This window comes from Arthrobacter sp. ov118 (assembly GCF_900116495.1).
GTDB lineage: Bacteria > Actinomycetota > Actinomycetes > Actinomycetales > Micrococcaceae > Arthrobacter.
In genome coordinates this window covers 40618-56574 of sequence record NZ_FPAY01000008.1, presented here as the reverse complement: position 1 = coordinate 56574, position 15957 = coordinate 40618, and the positions used below count along the sequence as shown (strand labels likewise).

10 protein-coding genes and 1 tRNA gene are annotated in these 15957 nt (G+C 67.7%); all 11 read left to right on the top strand.

Annotation, left to right across the window (positions count from 1 at the left end):
* Nucleotides 1-59 precede the first annotated feature (59 nt).
* The 11 genes from BM372_RS14695 (at nucleotide 60) to BM372_RS14645 (ending at nucleotide 15849) form a co-directional block, all read left to right on the top strand.
* Nucleotides 60-1205: a resuscitation-promoting factor gene (locus BM372_RS14695; protein ID WP_090956202.1), complete on the top strand. Its 1146-nt coding sequence runs from the start codon at nucleotides 60-62 to the stop codon at nucleotides 1203-1205.
* Nucleotides 1206-1395: 190 nt separating this feature from the next.
* Entirely contained in the window at nucleotides 1396-2235 is an 840-nt protein-coding gene (gene rsmA, locus BM372_RS14690) for a 16S rRNA (adenine(1518)-N(6)/adenine(1519)-N(6))-dimethyltransferase RsmA (RefSeq protein ID WP_090956321.1), read from the top strand.
* Nucleotides 2236-2304: 69 nt separating this feature from the next.
* Nucleotides 2305-3264 (top strand): 4-(cytidine 5'-diphospho)-2-C-methyl-D-erythritol kinase, encoded by a 960-nt coding sequence (locus BM372_RS14685; RefSeq protein ID WP_090956201.1) that lies wholly within the window; start codon nucleotides 2305-2307, stop codon nucleotides 3262-3264.
* A gap of 57 nt (nucleotides 3265-3321) precedes the next feature.
* Nucleotides 3322-5151 (top strand): ABC-F family ATP-binding cassette domain-containing protein, encoded by a 1830-nt coding sequence (locus tag BM372_RS14680; RefSeq protein ID WP_090956200.1) that lies wholly within the window; start codon nucleotides 3322-3324, stop codon nucleotides 5149-5151.
* A gap of 807 nt (nucleotides 5152-5958) precedes the next feature.
* A tRNA-Gln gene (locus BM372_RS14675) sits at nucleotides 5959-6030 on the top strand.
* Between the two features lie 41 nt (nucleotides 6031-6071).
* Complete coding sequence (gene glmU, locus BM372_RS14670; RefSeq protein ID WP_090956199.1) at nucleotides 6072-7568, top strand: bifunctional UDP-N-acetylglucosamine diphosphorylase/glucosamine-1-phosphate N-acetyltransferase GlmU; 1497 nt, start codon at nucleotides 6072-6074, stop codon at nucleotides 7566-7568.
* A gap of 5 nt (nucleotides 7569-7573) precedes the next feature.
* Nucleotides 7574-8554, top strand: a complete 981-nt coding sequence (locus BM372_RS14665) for a ribose-phosphate diphosphokinase (protein ID WP_090956198.1) — start codon at nucleotides 7574-7576, stop codon at nucleotides 8552-8554.
* A 261-nt stretch (nucleotides 8555-8815) separates the two neighbouring features.
* Nucleotides 8816-9418, top strand: a complete 603-nt coding sequence (locus BM372_RS14660; protein ID WP_090956197.1) for a 50S ribosomal protein L25/general stress protein Ctc — start codon at nucleotides 8816-8818, stop codon at nucleotides 9416-9418.
* Nucleotides 9419-9560: 142 nt separating this feature from the next.
* Nucleotides 9561-10148, top strand: coding sequence for an aminoacyl-tRNA hydrolase (gene pth, locus BM372_RS14655; protein ID WP_090956196.1), 588 nt, complete (start codon nucleotides 9561-9563; stop codon nucleotides 10146-10148).
* 267 nt (nucleotides 10149-10415) lie between these two features.
* Nucleotides 10416-13160, top strand: a complete 2745-nt coding sequence (locus tag BM372_RS14650; protein ID WP_090956195.1) for a LuxR C-terminal-related transcriptional regulator — start codon at nucleotides 10416-10418, stop codon at nucleotides 13158-13160.
* Complete coding sequence (locus BM372_RS14645) at nucleotides 13147-15849, top strand: helix-turn-helix transcriptional regulator (RefSeq protein WP_143111491.1); 2703 nt, start codon at nucleotides 13147-13149, stop codon at nucleotides 15847-15849. The genes BM372_RS14650 and BM372_RS14645 overlap by 14 nt, the downstream gene beginning before the upstream one ends.
* Nucleotides 15850-15957 lie beyond the last annotated feature (108 nt).

Genomic DNA, 15957 nt, shown 5'->3' with positions numbered 1-15957 from the left:
GGAGGGTGGTCACGTGTACTTTTCCCCGTGCCCGGAAGGTCCAAGAGATACGGGCAATCGTGGTCAAGTTCTTCACATCGGACGGCAAGATCAGCTTCGTCAAAGTCGGAACTCAGCTTGTGGTGCTCGTGGCACTGGTGCTGGGCCTTGTGGCCTTCGTCGGCAACAACAAGACGATCACACTCAACGTGGACGGGAAAGTCAGCTCCGTCCAGACCTTCGGCGGGACCGTCGGAGAGGCCATCAAGGGTGCCGAGGTTGAACTGCAGCCAGCCGACCGGGTGTCGCCGTCGGTGGACTCCCAGGTGCAGGACGGATCAGTCATCAACGTCAACCTCGCCAAAGCCGTCAAGGTGAGCCTGGACGGCGCCGAACGGACCATCAACACCACTTCGCCCACTGTCGAAGGGCTCGTGACCGAACTCGGCGTGGCCAGTGCCTCACAGGTATCGGCGCCCAAGGACGCCCAGCTGGCCGTCACCGGTTCCTATGTCGCCATTTCGACGCCGAAGACCGTGAGCATCGTCGCGGACGGCAAGGCAGCCGCGAAGACTACGACGGCGGCCACGGTGGCCAAGGTGCTCGAGGACGCCGGGCTGAAGCTCGGAGCCAGCGACCGCATCTCCCAGCCGGGGAACGCTCCGGTGGTCAATGACATGGTGATCAAGGTCTCCCGGGTCGACGTCAGCAAGACGGCCACCACCACCGAACCCGTCGCGTTCGAAACGCTCACCACGGAAAGCGCGGACATGTTCAAGGGTGAGAAGACTGTCACCCAGGCGGGCGTCGCCGGCACCACCACCAAAAACTTCAAGCTGGTCCTCGTGGACGGCCGTGAAGCCTCGCGGACCCTGGTGTCCAAGACCGTCAGCACCCGGCCTGTGACCGAAAAGGTCACCGTGGGGACCAAGGAAAAGCCCAAGCCCGCGGCCAACACCGGCGCCGCAGCCCCCGCGATGATGAACCAGGGCATGTGGGACAAGATCGCGCAGTGCGAGTCCGGCGGGAACTGGTCCATCAACTCCGGCAACGGCTACTACGGCGGCCTGCAGTTCGACATCGGGACCTGGATCAGCTCCGGCGGCGGCGCCTACGCCCCGAACGCCGCTGCGGCCACCAAGGCCCAGCAGATTGCCATCGCCAACCGCGTCTATGCCCAGCGCGGCCTGCAGCCCTGGGGTTGCGGCTGGGCCGCCTCCAGCTAGCACTCGCAGCCAGCACGCCCGCGCGGCCGCGTGAGCGCGTCGGCGGTGTCCCCACAGGCCGGGTCCGGATTCCTCAGGACCCGGCCTGTGGCGTACGGGCGCCCGGATAGGGCCGGGATAGGATACCTAGGTGACTGAACCGACCCCCGCCGCCGCCGAAAGCCAGCCCGGAGCTGCGCCCGCACCGCTGATGGGCGCCTCCGACATCCGCCGGCTGGCAGAGGAAATCGGTGTGCGGCCCACGAAGACCCTGGGCCAGAACTTCGTGATCGACGGCAACACCATCCGCCGCATCGTGGCCGCCGCCGACATCCGGGAAGATGAAACAGTCCTGGAAGTGGGGCCCGGACTCGGGTCGCTGACCCTTGGCCTGCTGGACGCCGCCCGCGCCGTCGTCGCCGTCGAAATTGACCCGGTTCTCGCCGGACGCCTGCCCGACACTGTCGCCCAGTGGCGGCCGCACGCCGTCGGGAATTTCCACCTCGTCCTGGCTGACGCCATGAAGGTCACGGAGCTGCCCGCCGAACCGACCGCGCTCGTGGCGAACCTTCCCTACAACGTTGCCGTCCCCGTGGTGCTGCACCTCCTGCAGCATTTCCCGAGCCTCCAGCACGGCCTGGTGATGGTCCAGGACGAAGTAGCCGACCGCCTCGCGGCCGGGCCGGGTTCCAAGACCTATGGCGTGCCGTCGGTGAAGGCCGCTTGGTACAGCAGCATGCGCAAGGCCGGCGTCATCGGAATGAACGTCTTCTGGCCGGCGCCCAAAATTCATTCCGGGCTCGTCGCCTTCACCCGGCGGGAGCCCCCGGCCACCACCGCCACCAGGGCGCAGGTCTTCGCCGTGATCGACGCCGCCTTCGCCCAGCGCCGCAAGACGCTGCGGGCGGCGCTGGCCGGCTGGGCAGGCGGCGCCGCCGAGGCCGAACGCTGCCTGCGGGCGGCCGGCGTCGACCCCGCCGCCCGCGGCGAAGTGATCGATATTGCGGGCTTCGCCAGGATCGCCGAAGCCCGGGCGCAGGCGGGCTCCTGAGTTCTTGGGAACTTCTGCGGGCACCGTCCCGAGCTTTGAGCCCGGGCCGCGATGCCATAGCGTGGAGCCATGAACGCAGTGAGAGGGCGCTTTGCCGCGAGGACTGTTCGGGTCAAGGCTCCAGGCAAGGTCAACGTCTCACTGGATGTCGGACCGCTGCGCCCGGACGGCTACCACTCGGTTGCCAGCGTCTACCTGGCTGTCTCGCTCTACGAGGAAGTCGCTGCCACCAGCACTGAAAACGGCGGGATCACCGTCAGCATCAGTGATGCGAGCACCCTGGACCTGGACGGCGTGGACATCCCGCTCGATCACCGGAACCTGGCCTACAAGGCAGCAGCGATCATGGCCGACGTCTCCGAGCACTCAACCGGCGTCCACCTGGAGATCACCAAACGCGTGCCCGTGTCCGGCGGCATGGGCGGCGGCTCCGCCGACGCCGCCGCAACGCTGCTGGCCTGCGACGCGTTGTGGAACAGCGGCCTGTCCCGCGACGAGCTCGCCCACCTGGCCGCCGAACTCGGCGCCGACGTTCCCTTCGCGCTCCTGGGTGGCACCGCCGTGGGCCTGGGCGTCGGCGATGACCTTTCACCGGCCCTCGTCAAGGCCCAGACGGACTGGGTCCTGGTCACGGCGGACTATGGTCTGTCCACCCCGGAGGTTTTCCGGACCCTTGACTGCCTGCGCGCGGCCGAGGGCGTGACGGGCGAGGAACCGGCCGTCGATCCCGGCATCATCACGGCGCTGCGCAGCGGTGACGCCGACGCCCTGAGCCGCGTCCTGGTCAACGACCTTCAGCGCGCCTCGATCGAACTGGCCCCGGCCCTGCGCGACACGTTGGGCCGCGGCGAGGCCTGCGGCGCGATCGCCGGAATCGTCTCCGGGTCCGGACCGACGGTCGCCTTCCTCGCCCACAGCCCTGCCGCCGCGGCCGGGCTCGCCGAAGAGCTCCGCCACCACAGCCTCGACGCCATGGCCGTGCACGGGCCGGTGCACGGGGCCCGCATCATCTCCGATACGCTCCTTTAGGAGCTTTGACGCACCCACCGCAACACTTCACCGATACACCTAAGAAAGCAGTTCCCAGTGGCACACCTGCTCGGCGGCGAGAACCTTTCGGTCTCGTATGCAACCCGCACCGTCCTCGACGGCGTAACCCTAGGCCTGGAAGAGGGCGACCGGATCGGCATGGTGGGCCGCAACGGCGACGGCAAGTCGACGCTCATGCGCCTGCTCGCGATGCGCTCGACTCCGGACTCGGGCCGGGTGACCAAGCGCAGTGAGGTCAACATCGGGTACCTGGACCAGAGCGACGTCCTGGACGGCGACCTCACCGTCGGTGCGGCCATCGTGGGCGACCAGGCCGATTACGAATGGGCCCGCAATCCGCAGATCCGCGAAGTCATGGGCGGCCTGGTGGCCGACGTCGACTGGCACGCCAACGTGCACGCACTTTCCGGCGGCCAGAAGCGGCGGGTGGCCCTGGCCAAGCTGCTGATCGAGGACCACGACGTCATCATGCTCGACGAGCCCACCAACCACCTCGACGTCGAAGGCGTCGCGTGGCTGTCCCGGCACCTGAAGACCCGCTGGCGTGCCAACCAGGGCGCCTTCCTCGTGGTCACGCACGACCGCTGGTTCCTTGATGAAGTCTGCAACAAGACCTGGGAAATCCACGACGGCATCATGGACCCGTTCGAGGGCGGCTACGCGGCCTACGTCCTGGCCCGGGCCGAGCGCGACCGGATGGCCTCGGTGGTCGAATCCAAGCGCCAGCAGCTCGTGAAGAAGGAGCTCGCCTGGCTGCGCCGCGGCGCCCCGGCCCGCACCGCCAAGCCCAAGTTCCGGATCGAGGCAGCCAACGCCCTGATCGCCGACGTGCCCGAGCCGCGCGACTCGACGGCACTGAGCAAGATGGCCACGGCCCGGCTCGGCAAGGACGTGCTGGACCTGGAGCACGTCTCGCTGGACTTCCAGGGCGGCGAGCCCGGGCAGAAACTCTTCGACAACATCACGCTGCGCCTGGCGCCGGGCGAACGGCTCGGACTGGTCGGTGTCAACGGCGCCGGCAAGACCACGCTGCTGAAGCTGCTCAACGGCGAGATCCAGCCCACCTCCGGCAAGTTCAAGCGGGGCAAGACCGTGGTCACCGCCGTGCTGACCCAGGAGGTCAAGGAGCTCGACGACGTCGCGGACCTGCGCGTCATCGAAGTGATTGAACGTGAGAAGCGCTCCTTCAATGTGGGCGGCAAGGAGTTCACGGCCGGGCAGCTCGTGGAGCAGCTCGGCTTCACCAACCAGAAGCAGTGGACCCCGGTCAAGGACCTCTCCGGTGGCGAACGCCGGCGTCTGCAGCTGCTGCGGCTCCTGGTCGGCGAGCCCAACGTGCTGATGCTCGACGAACCGACCAATGACCTCGATACCGACACCCTGGCCGCCGTCGAAGACGTCCTGGACGGCTGGCCCGGCACCCTGGTGGTGGTCAGCCACGACCGCTACCTGCTTGAACGCGTCACCGACCACCAGATGGCGCTCCTGGGCGACGGCAAGATCCGCGCCCTGCCGCTCGGCGTGGACCAGTACCTGGAACTGCGCGAGTCGGCCCTGGCCGGCTCCACCATCACCGGCGGCGGGAATCCGGTGACATCCGCCGGCGGGGGTTCCGCGCCGGCCGCGACCGGGCCGTCGGAAGCGGAAAAGCGCGACGCCCGCAAGGCCAAGAACCGGATCGACCGCCAGCTCGGCAAGCTCACCCAGCAGGAGGACAAGATCCACGCCCAGATGGCCGCCGGCGCCGGTGACGCCAGCAAAATGGACCAGCTCGCCGAGCTCAACAAGAAGCTCCAGGAGCTTGCCGGCGAACGCGAAGCCCTCGAACTTGAATGGCTTGAGGCCCTCGAGGTGCTGGGGGAGTAACCCGCTCATGGCCCGGGGACATGCCGCCCTCGCCCCGGCGGACATGCCCACTCTGCTGCGGCACGGCTGGACATGTCCCCTCGCCGCCGCCACCCCCTTCGGACATGTGTCTCGGTGGCGGCTAGGGATGGACATGTTGCTCGGGGTGCCCGAAGCCGTGCGGACATGTGCCTGGCTGGTGGCTAGGGATGGACATGTTGCTCGGAATGCCCGAAACCGTGAGCACATGTGCCTGGGACGTTGGTGGCGGATGGACATATTGGTGTTATGTCCATCCCCCGGGGCCCGAGGAGGACATGTCCCTGAAAGCCGCAGCCGTCAGCCAGGTCGCAAGGCACAAGCCTGAACCGAACCTGTCCCTCGAAGCCCGCAACCCTCCGCCAGGTTGCTTGGCACGCGCCCGAAATTGACGTGTCCCTCGGACTGCCCCAGGCGCGGTGCACATGTCCCGCGGCGAGGGTGAGGGATGGACATAGTGGTGCTATGTCCATCCCTCGAGGCCAGGGGAGGGCATGTTCCGCGTAGCGCTCGTCGGCCACGGCGCTTGCTCCCTGGCACAGGCGCGCTCTGCGCATGTCCTCTGGCCCAAGCTAGGGATGGGCATGTCCCTCGGAGCGACCGAGGCCCGGAGCACATGTCCCTCGAGTGCCGCACGGGCGGCCCTTGCAACTCGCTCCGCCCGCGCCTATGAGCCCGCCCGCTCGCCCCTACACAGCCGCACCGCCCGGCCTTAATGCGCTGAGTCGCACGAGCATCAACCTTCGTGGCAGAATTGTTTCTTGTGCCACGGGTCAGGCCCGGGCACGGTCCGCTCTGGTGTAATGGCAGCACCCCGGCCTTTGGAGCCGTGGAGTATAGGTTCGAGTCCTATGGGCGGAACTGGCGATGCATATGCGCAACCAAGCAAGGAGAGCCAATACGTGAGCCCCGAGAATACCGGCCCAGCCGCCGTAATCGTCCTAGCTGCAGGTGCCGGTACCCGGATGAAGTCCCGTACCCCCAAGATCCTCCACGAAATCGGTGGCCGCTCCCTGGTCGGCCACGCGCTCGCCGCAGCCCGCGCCATCCACCCCCGCGAACTGGCCCTCGTGGTCCGGCATGAACGCGACCTCGTGGCCGCCCACATCACCGCTCTCGATCCGCAAGCCCTGATCGTGGACCAGGACGATGTGCCCGGCACCGGCCGCGCGGTCGAGGCCGCCCTGGAGGCCCTCGACGCGGCTCATCCCGAAGCAACATTGAGCGGAACGGTCGTTGTCACCTACGGCGACGTCCCGCTGCTCACCGGCGGGCTGCTCGCCGGGCTGGTCGCCGCCCACGAGGCCGAGGGCAACGCCGTCACGGTCCTCACCGCCGTACTCGATGACGCCACCGGCTACGGCCGCATCCTCCGTGCGGAAGACGGAACCGTGACCGGAATCCGCGAGCACAAGGACGCCAGCGCGACCGAACGTGAAATCCGTGAGATCAACTCCGGCATCTACGCCTTCGACGCCGCCGTGCTGCGCGACGCGCTCGCACACGTCACCACGGACAACGCCCAGGGCGAAAAGTACCTCACCGATGTCCTGGCCCTGGCCCGTGCCGCGGGCGGCCGCGTCGCTGCCGTCGTCACCGAAGACCGCTGGCAGGTCGAAGGAGCTAATGACCGCGTCCAGCTCGCGGCGCTCGGAGCCGAACACAACCGCCGCACCGTCGAAGCCTGGATGCGCGCCGGCGTGACCGTCGTCGATCCCGCCACCACGTGGATTGACGCCACCGTGGTGCTCGACGAGGACGTCCGCCTGCTGCCCAACACCCAGCTCCACGGTGCCACGACGGTGGCGCGGGACGCCGTCGTCGGCCCGGACACCACGCTGACCGACGTCACGGTGGGGGAGGGGGCCTCGGTGATCCGTACCCACGGCTCCGGTTCCATCATCGGGGCCCGCGCCAGTGTCGGCCCCTTCACCTACCTGCGCCCCGGCACCGTCCTGGGCGAGACCGGCAAGATCGGCGCGTTCTACGAAACCAAGAACGTCACGATCGGCCGCGGCTCGAAGCTGTCCCACCTCGGCTACGCCGGAGACGCGGAAATCGGCGAGGACACCAACATCGGCTGCGGCAACATCACCGCCAACTACGACGGCGAGAAGAAGCACCGCACGGTGATCGGCTCCGGCGTGCGCACCGGCTCGAACACCGTGTTCGTCGCTCCGGTCCGCATGGGCGATGGCGCTTACAGCGGTGCCGGCGCCATCATCCGCCAGGACGTCCCGGCCGGCGCCCTCGCCATCTCCGTGGCCAAGCAACGGAACTCCGAAGGCTGGGTTGCGGCCAATCGCCCCGGTTCCGTCTCCGCAGCCCTGGCCGAGTCCGCCGCCGCGGGCGTGGCCCCAACATCCTCCACTACTCCGGCACCAACAGAAGAGGGCTAGCAATCATGAGCGAAATTACGGCACACGGCGAGAAGAAGCTGGTGCTGGCCGCGGGGCGCGCGCACCCTGAGCTGGCGAAGGAGATTGCGAAGGAGCTCGGCACCGAGCTGCTGCCCGTGGACGCCTACGACTTCGCCAACGGTGAGATCTATGTCCGGGCCGGCGAAAGCGTCCGCGGCACCGATGCCTTCGTGATCCAGGCCCACCCGGCCCCGCTGAACAATTGGCTCATGGAACAGCTGATCATGATCGATTCGCTCAAGCGGGCCTCCGCCAAGCGCATCACCGTCGTGTCCCCGTTTTACCCCTACGCCCGGCAGGACAAGAAGGGCCGCGGGCGCGAGCCGATCTCGGCACGCCTCGTCGCCGATCTGTACAAGACCGCCGGCGCCGATCGCATCATGAGCGTCGACCTGCACACCTCCCAGATCCAAGGCTTCTTCGACGGCCCCGTCGACCACCTCATGGCCATTCCGCTCCTGGCCGACTACATCCGCACCCGCGTCGCCGCGGACAACATCACCGTGGTGTCCCCGGACACCGGCCGCGTCCGTGTCGCCGAGCAGTGGGCCGAGCGCCTCGGCGGGGCGCCGCTGGCCTTCGTGCACAAGAGCCGCGACCTGACCGTGCCCAACCAGGCCGTTTCCAAGACGGTGGTAGGCCAGATCGAAGGCCGCACCTGCGTGCTGATCGACGACATGATCGATACCGGTGGAACCATTTCCGGCGCCGTCCAGGTGCTCAAGAACGCCGGCGCCAAAGATGTCATCATCGCCGCGACCCACGCCGTGTTCTCCGATCCGGCAGCCCGCCGGCTGTCCGAGTCCGGCGCCCGCGAAGTGGTGGTCACGAACACGCTGCCGATCGGCTCCGACAAGCGCTTCCCGCAGCTGACCGTCCTGTCCATCGCGCCGCTGATCGCACGCGCCATCCGTGAAGTGTTCGACGACGGCTCGGTCACCAGCCTGTTCGACGGCCAGGCCTAGTCTGCCTGGCGCCAGGCCCGGTTTTAGAAACCGGGCCTGCCGCTGGTAACCTTGTACCGAACCTTGGCGAGGGAGAGCGCCGGTAAGCCTGCATAAGTCGTATGCACGGTAAACCGGACTGCTGGTCTCCGTTATCGACTGGGTCTGAATCTCCTTCTAAAGGTCAGCTGCACGGCAGCCCGGCGTTGAAGGTCGCAAACAGACCTCCGCCCTTGCTGAACACCGTTTAGTCCCACAGCTTGAAATCCCTAGGAGATACCCATGTCTGAGCAGAAGCTCGCCGCAGAAGTCCGCACCGAATTCGGCAAGGGCTTTGCCCGCCGCGCCCGCATGGCCAACCTGATCCCGGCCGTCATCTACGGCCACGGCGCCGAGCCGATCCACGTCACCCTGCCGGCGAAGGCCACCACCCTGGCTGTCCGCACCGCCAACGCCCTGCTGACCCTGGACATCAACGGCGAACAGCACCTGGCCCTCGTCAAGGACATCCAGCGCAACCCGATCAAGCAGATCATCGAGCACCTCGACCTGCTGACCGTCCGCACGGGCGAGAAGGTCACCGTTGACGTCCCCGTCCACCTGACCGGCGAACTGGCTCCGGGCAACGTCCACAACCTCGAAATGACGGTCGTTTCCGTCGAAGCCGAGGCCACCCACCTGCCGACCGCCATCGAGGTCAGCATCGAGGGCCGCGGCGCCGGCGAGCACATCCACGCGTCCGACCTCGTCCTGCCTAAGGGCACCGCCCTGCTGGCTGACCCCGAAGCGCTCGTCGTCAACATCTCCGAGGCCGTCGAAACCCCCGAAGAGGGCGAAGAGGCCGCCGAAGCCGCCCCGGCAGCCGAAGCAGCAGCAGCCGAGTAATTCCGGCCAATACGCCGGCGGCCGGGTCCCCTCAGGGGCCCGGCCGCCGTCGTCTCCGATGCCGTATACAGCGCCGCGCCGGACCCGGCTTCCCGCCTAACCTGCCCACCAGAGGCTGAACCTGCCCACCAAAGGACTATTCATGACCGATACCTGGCTGATCGTAGGCCTTGGCAACCCCGGACCCGAGTACAGCCACAACCGGCACAACGTCGGGCAGATGGTGCTGGATGAACTGGCAGCGCGCGCCGGCGGCAAATTCAAGTCGCACAAAGCGCGCGCCCAGGTCCTGGAAGGGCGCCTGGGCATCGGCGGGCCCCGGGTCGTGCTGGCCAAGCCGCAGTCCTACATGAACGTCTCCGGTGGCCCCGTCTCGGCCCTGGCCCAGTTCTACGGCATCGATCCCGCGCATGTCATTGCCGTCCATGACGAAATCGACATCCCCTTCGACACAGTCCGGCTCAAAATCGGCGGCGGCGAAGGCGGCCATAACGGGCTGCGGGACATCTCGAAGGCCCTGGGTACCAAGGACTACCTGCGTGTGCGGGTCGGCGTCGGGCGGCCTCCGGGCCGGATGGACACCGCAGACTTCGTCCTGCGGGACTTTTCGGCCCCGGAAAAGAAGGATCTTCCCTTCCTCATCGATGCGGCGGCCGACGCCGTCGAAGTCCTCGTCAAGGACGGCCTGCCCGCTGCGCAGCAGAAGTTCCACCCGGCTAAGGCTCCTTAACCTCAGGCTCCTTAGTACGCGCAGTAGAAGATGCGTCAATACGCGCAGCAGAAGACGCGCACCTGCCACGGCCGCCGCCGCCCAGCCGCCTGTCCGGCTGCGGCCAGGGGTCCGGGTGGTCCCGGGGCGTAATGACGGCTGGTTTCCTTCCAAGCTTTCGGCATTCCGGTTATGATCTGTCTACTCTCATGTCGGGGGATAGAGATACGCTACTTCTAAGTGGGCAGCCGGGGGTTGCTGTCCACAAAGCGGTACGAAGGAAACTACATGTCGAGGGACTCGCTGGGCTGGGGGAATGTTTCCACTACATTGGCACCCGCCGCAGAAGAACATGCCGCCGGTGCGGTGGCGAAGCACGGGTGGTCCGGTTTGGCGCGGAACGCCGATGCCGAACGCGTCCGGACGGAACTGCTGGCGCAGGACCGGATGGGCGTTGTCATCACCGGTGACCGCGGCGTTGGCAAAACCCTTGTCGGCAGGACAGCCCTCGCCGCGTTCGGCCCCGAGGTGCACACCATCCAGCTCCGCAGCACAGGACCGGGATCGGCAACCCCGTACGGGTGCCTCGCCTTCACCTTGGCGCGGCTCCCGCAGAGCTCCCTAGGCTCACCGACCGCCATACTCCACGGCATAACCTCGCTGATCCGCGACGACGCAGCCGGCCGGCAGTGCGTGATCCTGCTCGACAACGCCGGCGCCCTTGATGAACTGAGCACCGGGGTCCTGCTGAACCTGCTGCAGACGCACACCGCGCGGCTGATCGCCACCGCCCAGCGCACCACGGACCTTCCCCCCGATTTCTACTGGCTCATCACCTCGGGCCACCTTGCCGAGGTCCGCCTCGCCAACCTGACTGAGCTCGAAACGCTTGAGGTCCTGCAGGCGGCTCTCGGCCATCGGGTCTCGACCGCCCTCGCCAGCCAACTGCACCAGCTGGTCGGCGGTAGCCCCACCCTCCTGCAGGCCGTCGTCTCCGAACAGGTCGAACGCGGAAACCTCGTCCTGTCCGGCTCGGTCTGGACGTTGGTCGATGAAGTCGTGCTGGACGGCCGGACGGCGCTGGAAGACATTGTCCGGGCCAGGTACGCCCGGGAAACACCCGAGGCGCGGGAAGTCATCGACGTCCTGTCCTGCGCCCGGACGCTTCCCTTGGCCAGGCTGGCCAGGATGTACAGCCCGGGTGTGATCGCCGACATGGAAGAAGCCGGCCAGATCGTGGTCGACCGCACGGACCGGCACCTTGTCACGCTGGGAGACCGGTACCTCGGCGACATCGTCCGGAACTGGCTGAGCGTCGAGCGCCGCCTGGAGCTGCGGGACAAGGTCCCCGGCCACCAGGAACATGAGCTGGCCCAGCTGACAGTCGAGGACCTGCTCGCCTACGCCGCCTGGACCCACGACTGCCACGCCCAGCTCGCTCCCGCCCATGCCGTGGCGGCTGCCAGCGCCGCAGTGAAGCTCTTTGACCCGAAGTTTGCCCTCAAGTGCGCCGGCAGCCTGTCACCCTCGGACCCCGAATGGACCGAGGGGCAGCTCCAGAAATCGGCGGCGTACCTCCAGCTCGGCCTGCCCCTGCAGGCCATGTCAGCGCTGGACGACGTCACAGAGTGGCAGATCAACGATCTCGGGGCCGAGAGCTTTGCCGAGTTCATTGCAGCCAAAGCTGACTGCATGGCCTGGCTGGAGGACCGCTCCGGCGAGGTCCCCGAGCTCCTCGAGCAGGCCAGGGTCCGGCTACAGGACCTCGGCCTGGACGAGCCAGCCGCGGACCCCGCCGAACTGTCCCGGGCCGGACTGTGCCTGGACCTGTGCGAGTTCAATTACTTCTCCTTCATCGGCGATTTTGAGCCCATGATGACCCGGCTCACCGCGGCAGCGACGACGGACGTCCCGGGTGCCGACCCCGTGCACCGGCTCCGGTCGGCCATCATCCTGATGGAGGCGTTCTCCATGACGGGCCGGGAACTTGATGCGCGCCAACTCATGCGGGAACTCGGCGGCCAGCTGGGCGAGTGGTCCAACGTGCCGCGCGTCCGCGAAAACTTCGCCTGGCGCTCCTTCAACGTCCTGCTCGTGTCCGGGCTGTGGCGCCAAGCGATTGACATGCTCAAGGACGCGAGCGGCCGGGCAGGGCACGGGCTGCATTCCGGCAGCGCCGCAACGGATCTCGCCGTCGGGCTCGCCTACGTCTACGCCGGCCGCGGCTACATGGCGCTGGACCCGTTGCTGGCCGCAATCGGCCAGCTTGAGGTCCGGGCGAGCCTGCAATCCCTCCGCCAGGCCTACGCCGCTACCGCCTTTGCCTACGCCCAGACCGGCAACTCGGTCCAGGCCACGATGTACCTGGACCGGGCGCGCTCGGCGGACGGCCCGGCCCGCTTCACCGTCAGCAGTTCCACGGAGTTCTGCATGGACATGGCCTCGCGGTGGCTCGGGGACCCCGAGGCCAAGGACCGGCTGGTGCGGGCCGCGGAGGAACATTACCGAAAGGGCCGCTACACCCTGGCCGGGATCTGCATGCTCGGGGCCACGGTCAACGGAACCGTCAAGGATTTTCTGTTCATGGAGGAAATCGCCGGGCTGAGGCAGGGGCCGTTGGCCGAATTGTCCCGTACGGTTGCGCTCGGCAGCCGGAAGAAGGACGCCGCTATCATGCTCGAAGCCGCCGGGCAGGCCGCTGCCCTTGAGCTCGACGCCGTTCAGGCCAGATGCGCCGCGCTCGCCTTCGACTTCGCCAAACTTGCCGGGCTGACAGCCAGCGCCAACGCAGCGTACAGCATGCTCGAAAGCCTCTCGGAGTCTGTCCCGGCGCTGCCCATCATGCCCCGCAACAAGGGCCCGCTGCTCACGGAACGGGAACGGCAGATCGCCACCCTTGCCGGGAATGGGGTCTCCAACAAGGACATCGCCCTGGAAGTGGGCATTTCGGTCAGGACAGTGGAGGGCCACCTGTACCAGGTGTTCACGAAGCTCGGCGTTTCTTCGCGAAGTGATCTGCTTGGTCTCATCTAAGGTCCCGGCGGCAGCTCCCGGCGCCCCAGCCGCCGGCGCCCTGACCGGAAGATCAGAGGATTTGATATCGGCAGTTGAGGCGCTCCAAGGCGGCAGCCATGTGGCGGTGTTCGTCATCGGCGACAGCGGGCTGGGGAAATCCCGGCTCATCGAAGCGGTGGTGGCCGAGCTGGGCGCCGAAGTGACGCCCGTGCGGATCCACGGCAGCGCGTCGCTGACGAAGGTGCCCTACGGCGTCCTCGGTCCCTTCATTGTCGGGCTGCCGGTGCAGGAGGCGACGTCGCAGCTGGCGGTGCTGCGGACGCTGTGGTCGCATCTGGAAGAAGAGAAGCGCGCCACCCAGAAACCCTTGCTGCTCATCGTCGACGACGGCCACGACCTCGACGAGGCGACGGCGGGTATCCTGGCGGAGCTTGCGGCGGCCGGCTGGGCGAAACTCCTGGTAGGCTCCGCCGCCCGGCCCGGGCTGCCCGAACCGCTCCTGCAGCTGTGGTTTGAAGGCATCGCAGAACGGCACGATCTGCGGCCCTTGACCCTCGCCCAGACCACGGAGCTGCTGGAGGGCAAACTCGGCGCGCAGGTACTGCCGAGCGTCGCCGAGATCCTGTGGGAAGCCTCCGGCGGCAACCCGATGCTCCTGAACGGGCTCCTCGAGGACGCCAAGAAGGACGGGACGCTGCTCCGGCGCAACGGTGTCTGGCTGTTCACGCGGCACCTTAACAGCCACGGGGACCGGCTGACCGACGTCGTGCGGCGCCAGCTGCTGCTGCGCTCGCCGGAAGAACGGCAGGCCTTGAACCTGGTGGCGCTGGCCGAACCGGTGTCCAGAGAGCTGATCGAGTCCGTCGCCGGCGGGGACGCCGTCGAATCGCTGATCGACAGCGAACTGATCCGACTCACGGATTCCCCGGCCGGTGAGCTGCGGCTGTGGCATACCGTCTATGGCGACACGCTCCGGAACCTGATCTCCCCGGCGAGGAGTCTGCAGCTTCGGCAGAGCCTGCTGCGCCACATGGACAGCGAGCCGACGTCGGCCGAAGGACTGCTGCGGCACGTGAGCTGGTCGATCGAATGCGGTGCGGAGGTCGAGGACCGGCAGCTGCTGCGGGCCGCCGTTCTGGCGAGCCGGCTCGACCAGGACGAGCTGGTCCGCAAGGCCGCCGCCCTCGTCAAAGATCCGGAACAGCAGATCGCGGCACGTGCCGTCATAGCGCGGACCCTCTTCAACGCCTCCGACTACGGTGCTGCGCAGGAAATCCTGGACGCCGATTTCTGTGAAGGCGAGAGCCTCACGAGCCTGCTGACCGGCTCACTCCTGTGGGCGGCGGTCATGTCCGCCCTGAGCCACACGCCGGCAGACATCATGCAACGGGCACAGGACCTCAAGCGTGCCGGTGACCGCCTCGCCAAGGCCAGTCCGGAGAACTCCGAAGCAATCATCGCCGCGATAACGGAGCGCCTGGGAATCATGGAGGCCATGGTCCTGGCCCTGGCCGGGGAGTACCCGCAGGCCTCTGCCCAGGCGGGGCACAGCGGTACCCGGCCGGTGGCGCATAACCTCGAAGCGGCGTTCCGGCTGTCCCTGGAAGCGGAACGGCTCCTGGCCGCTGGCAAGGGACTGAGTGCCCTGGCCGTGATGTCCCAGGCCATCGAGGGCGCCGGGGCCGTTCCCTATGAGTTGGATTTCCTCGCGGACTTCCTCGTGGTGCGTGCGGCTGCGGCTGCGGTCCAGGCCGGAGACTGGCAAACCTCGGAAAGCCTCTTGGCGGGCTTTGTCGCCGGATCCGGCCGGAGCCTGATTTCGTTCGGCGGGGGAGTGCACGCGGCCCACGGCATCATCCTCCTGTACCAGGGCAGGGCCGCCCAGGCGCTCAATACCCTGAGCGCCGCGCTCGAGGCGCTGCGGCTGGCCGATCCTCAGCAGCTCTTCGCCCTCACGGCGGCCATGGCGTTCAGCGCGGCCGCCGAAGTGGGTGCCCAGACGAAAGCGGAACTCTTCCTCGCCGACTTCGAGGCGGCGCCGGGGGCGTTGCCAAGGTACATGAGCTCGCTGGCCGCAATGGTGGTGGTCTACGGCAAGGCCCGGCTCGGCAACTACCCGGGCGCCATCGCGGAACTGAAGCGGCTCGGCCGCCCGGACCCGGAGATGGAGACGGCCGGCCTCGAATTCGAGGCGCTGGCACTTTGCCTAGCGCTGGGAGACACGGACTCGGCTCCGAGACTGCTGGAGCTGCGGGCCGGGCTCGAAGGCCCCAGGCCGGCTGCAATCTGCGCCTACGCCGCGGCCATCAGCACGGATGACGCAGGCGACCACTTGGAGGCCGCGAAAACCTGTGAAGCTGCGGAACTGTGGACCTTTGCCGCCCTTGCCTATGACGCCGCGGCGCACGCCTACCGGGACGCGGGCGACACCCTGAGGGAGCGAATGGCGAACTCCCAGCGCAAGCGGTGCCTGGACCGGGCCGACGACCTCCCCGGCGAGGAAACGGCCAAGAACGATGACTCCCTGGGCATCCTGACCCGACGGGAACGCGACATCGTGGCGCTCGCCGTCCGTGGCCTGACCGATCGGCAGATTGCCGCCGAGCTCCAGGTCTCAGTACGCACCGTGGAGGGCCACCTCTACCGCAGTTACGCCAAGCTCAACGTCAAGGGGCGCGAACAGCTTCCCGGCATTGGCGGCCATTAGCTCCCGCCCCGTGCACGGCCACATCGCAGATTTCGGCACGTTTGGTGCCGCCCGAAGCCCGCACCAGTCGTGCGGCAGGCCGGTTTTTCCGCGGGTCCGGGCGACTAC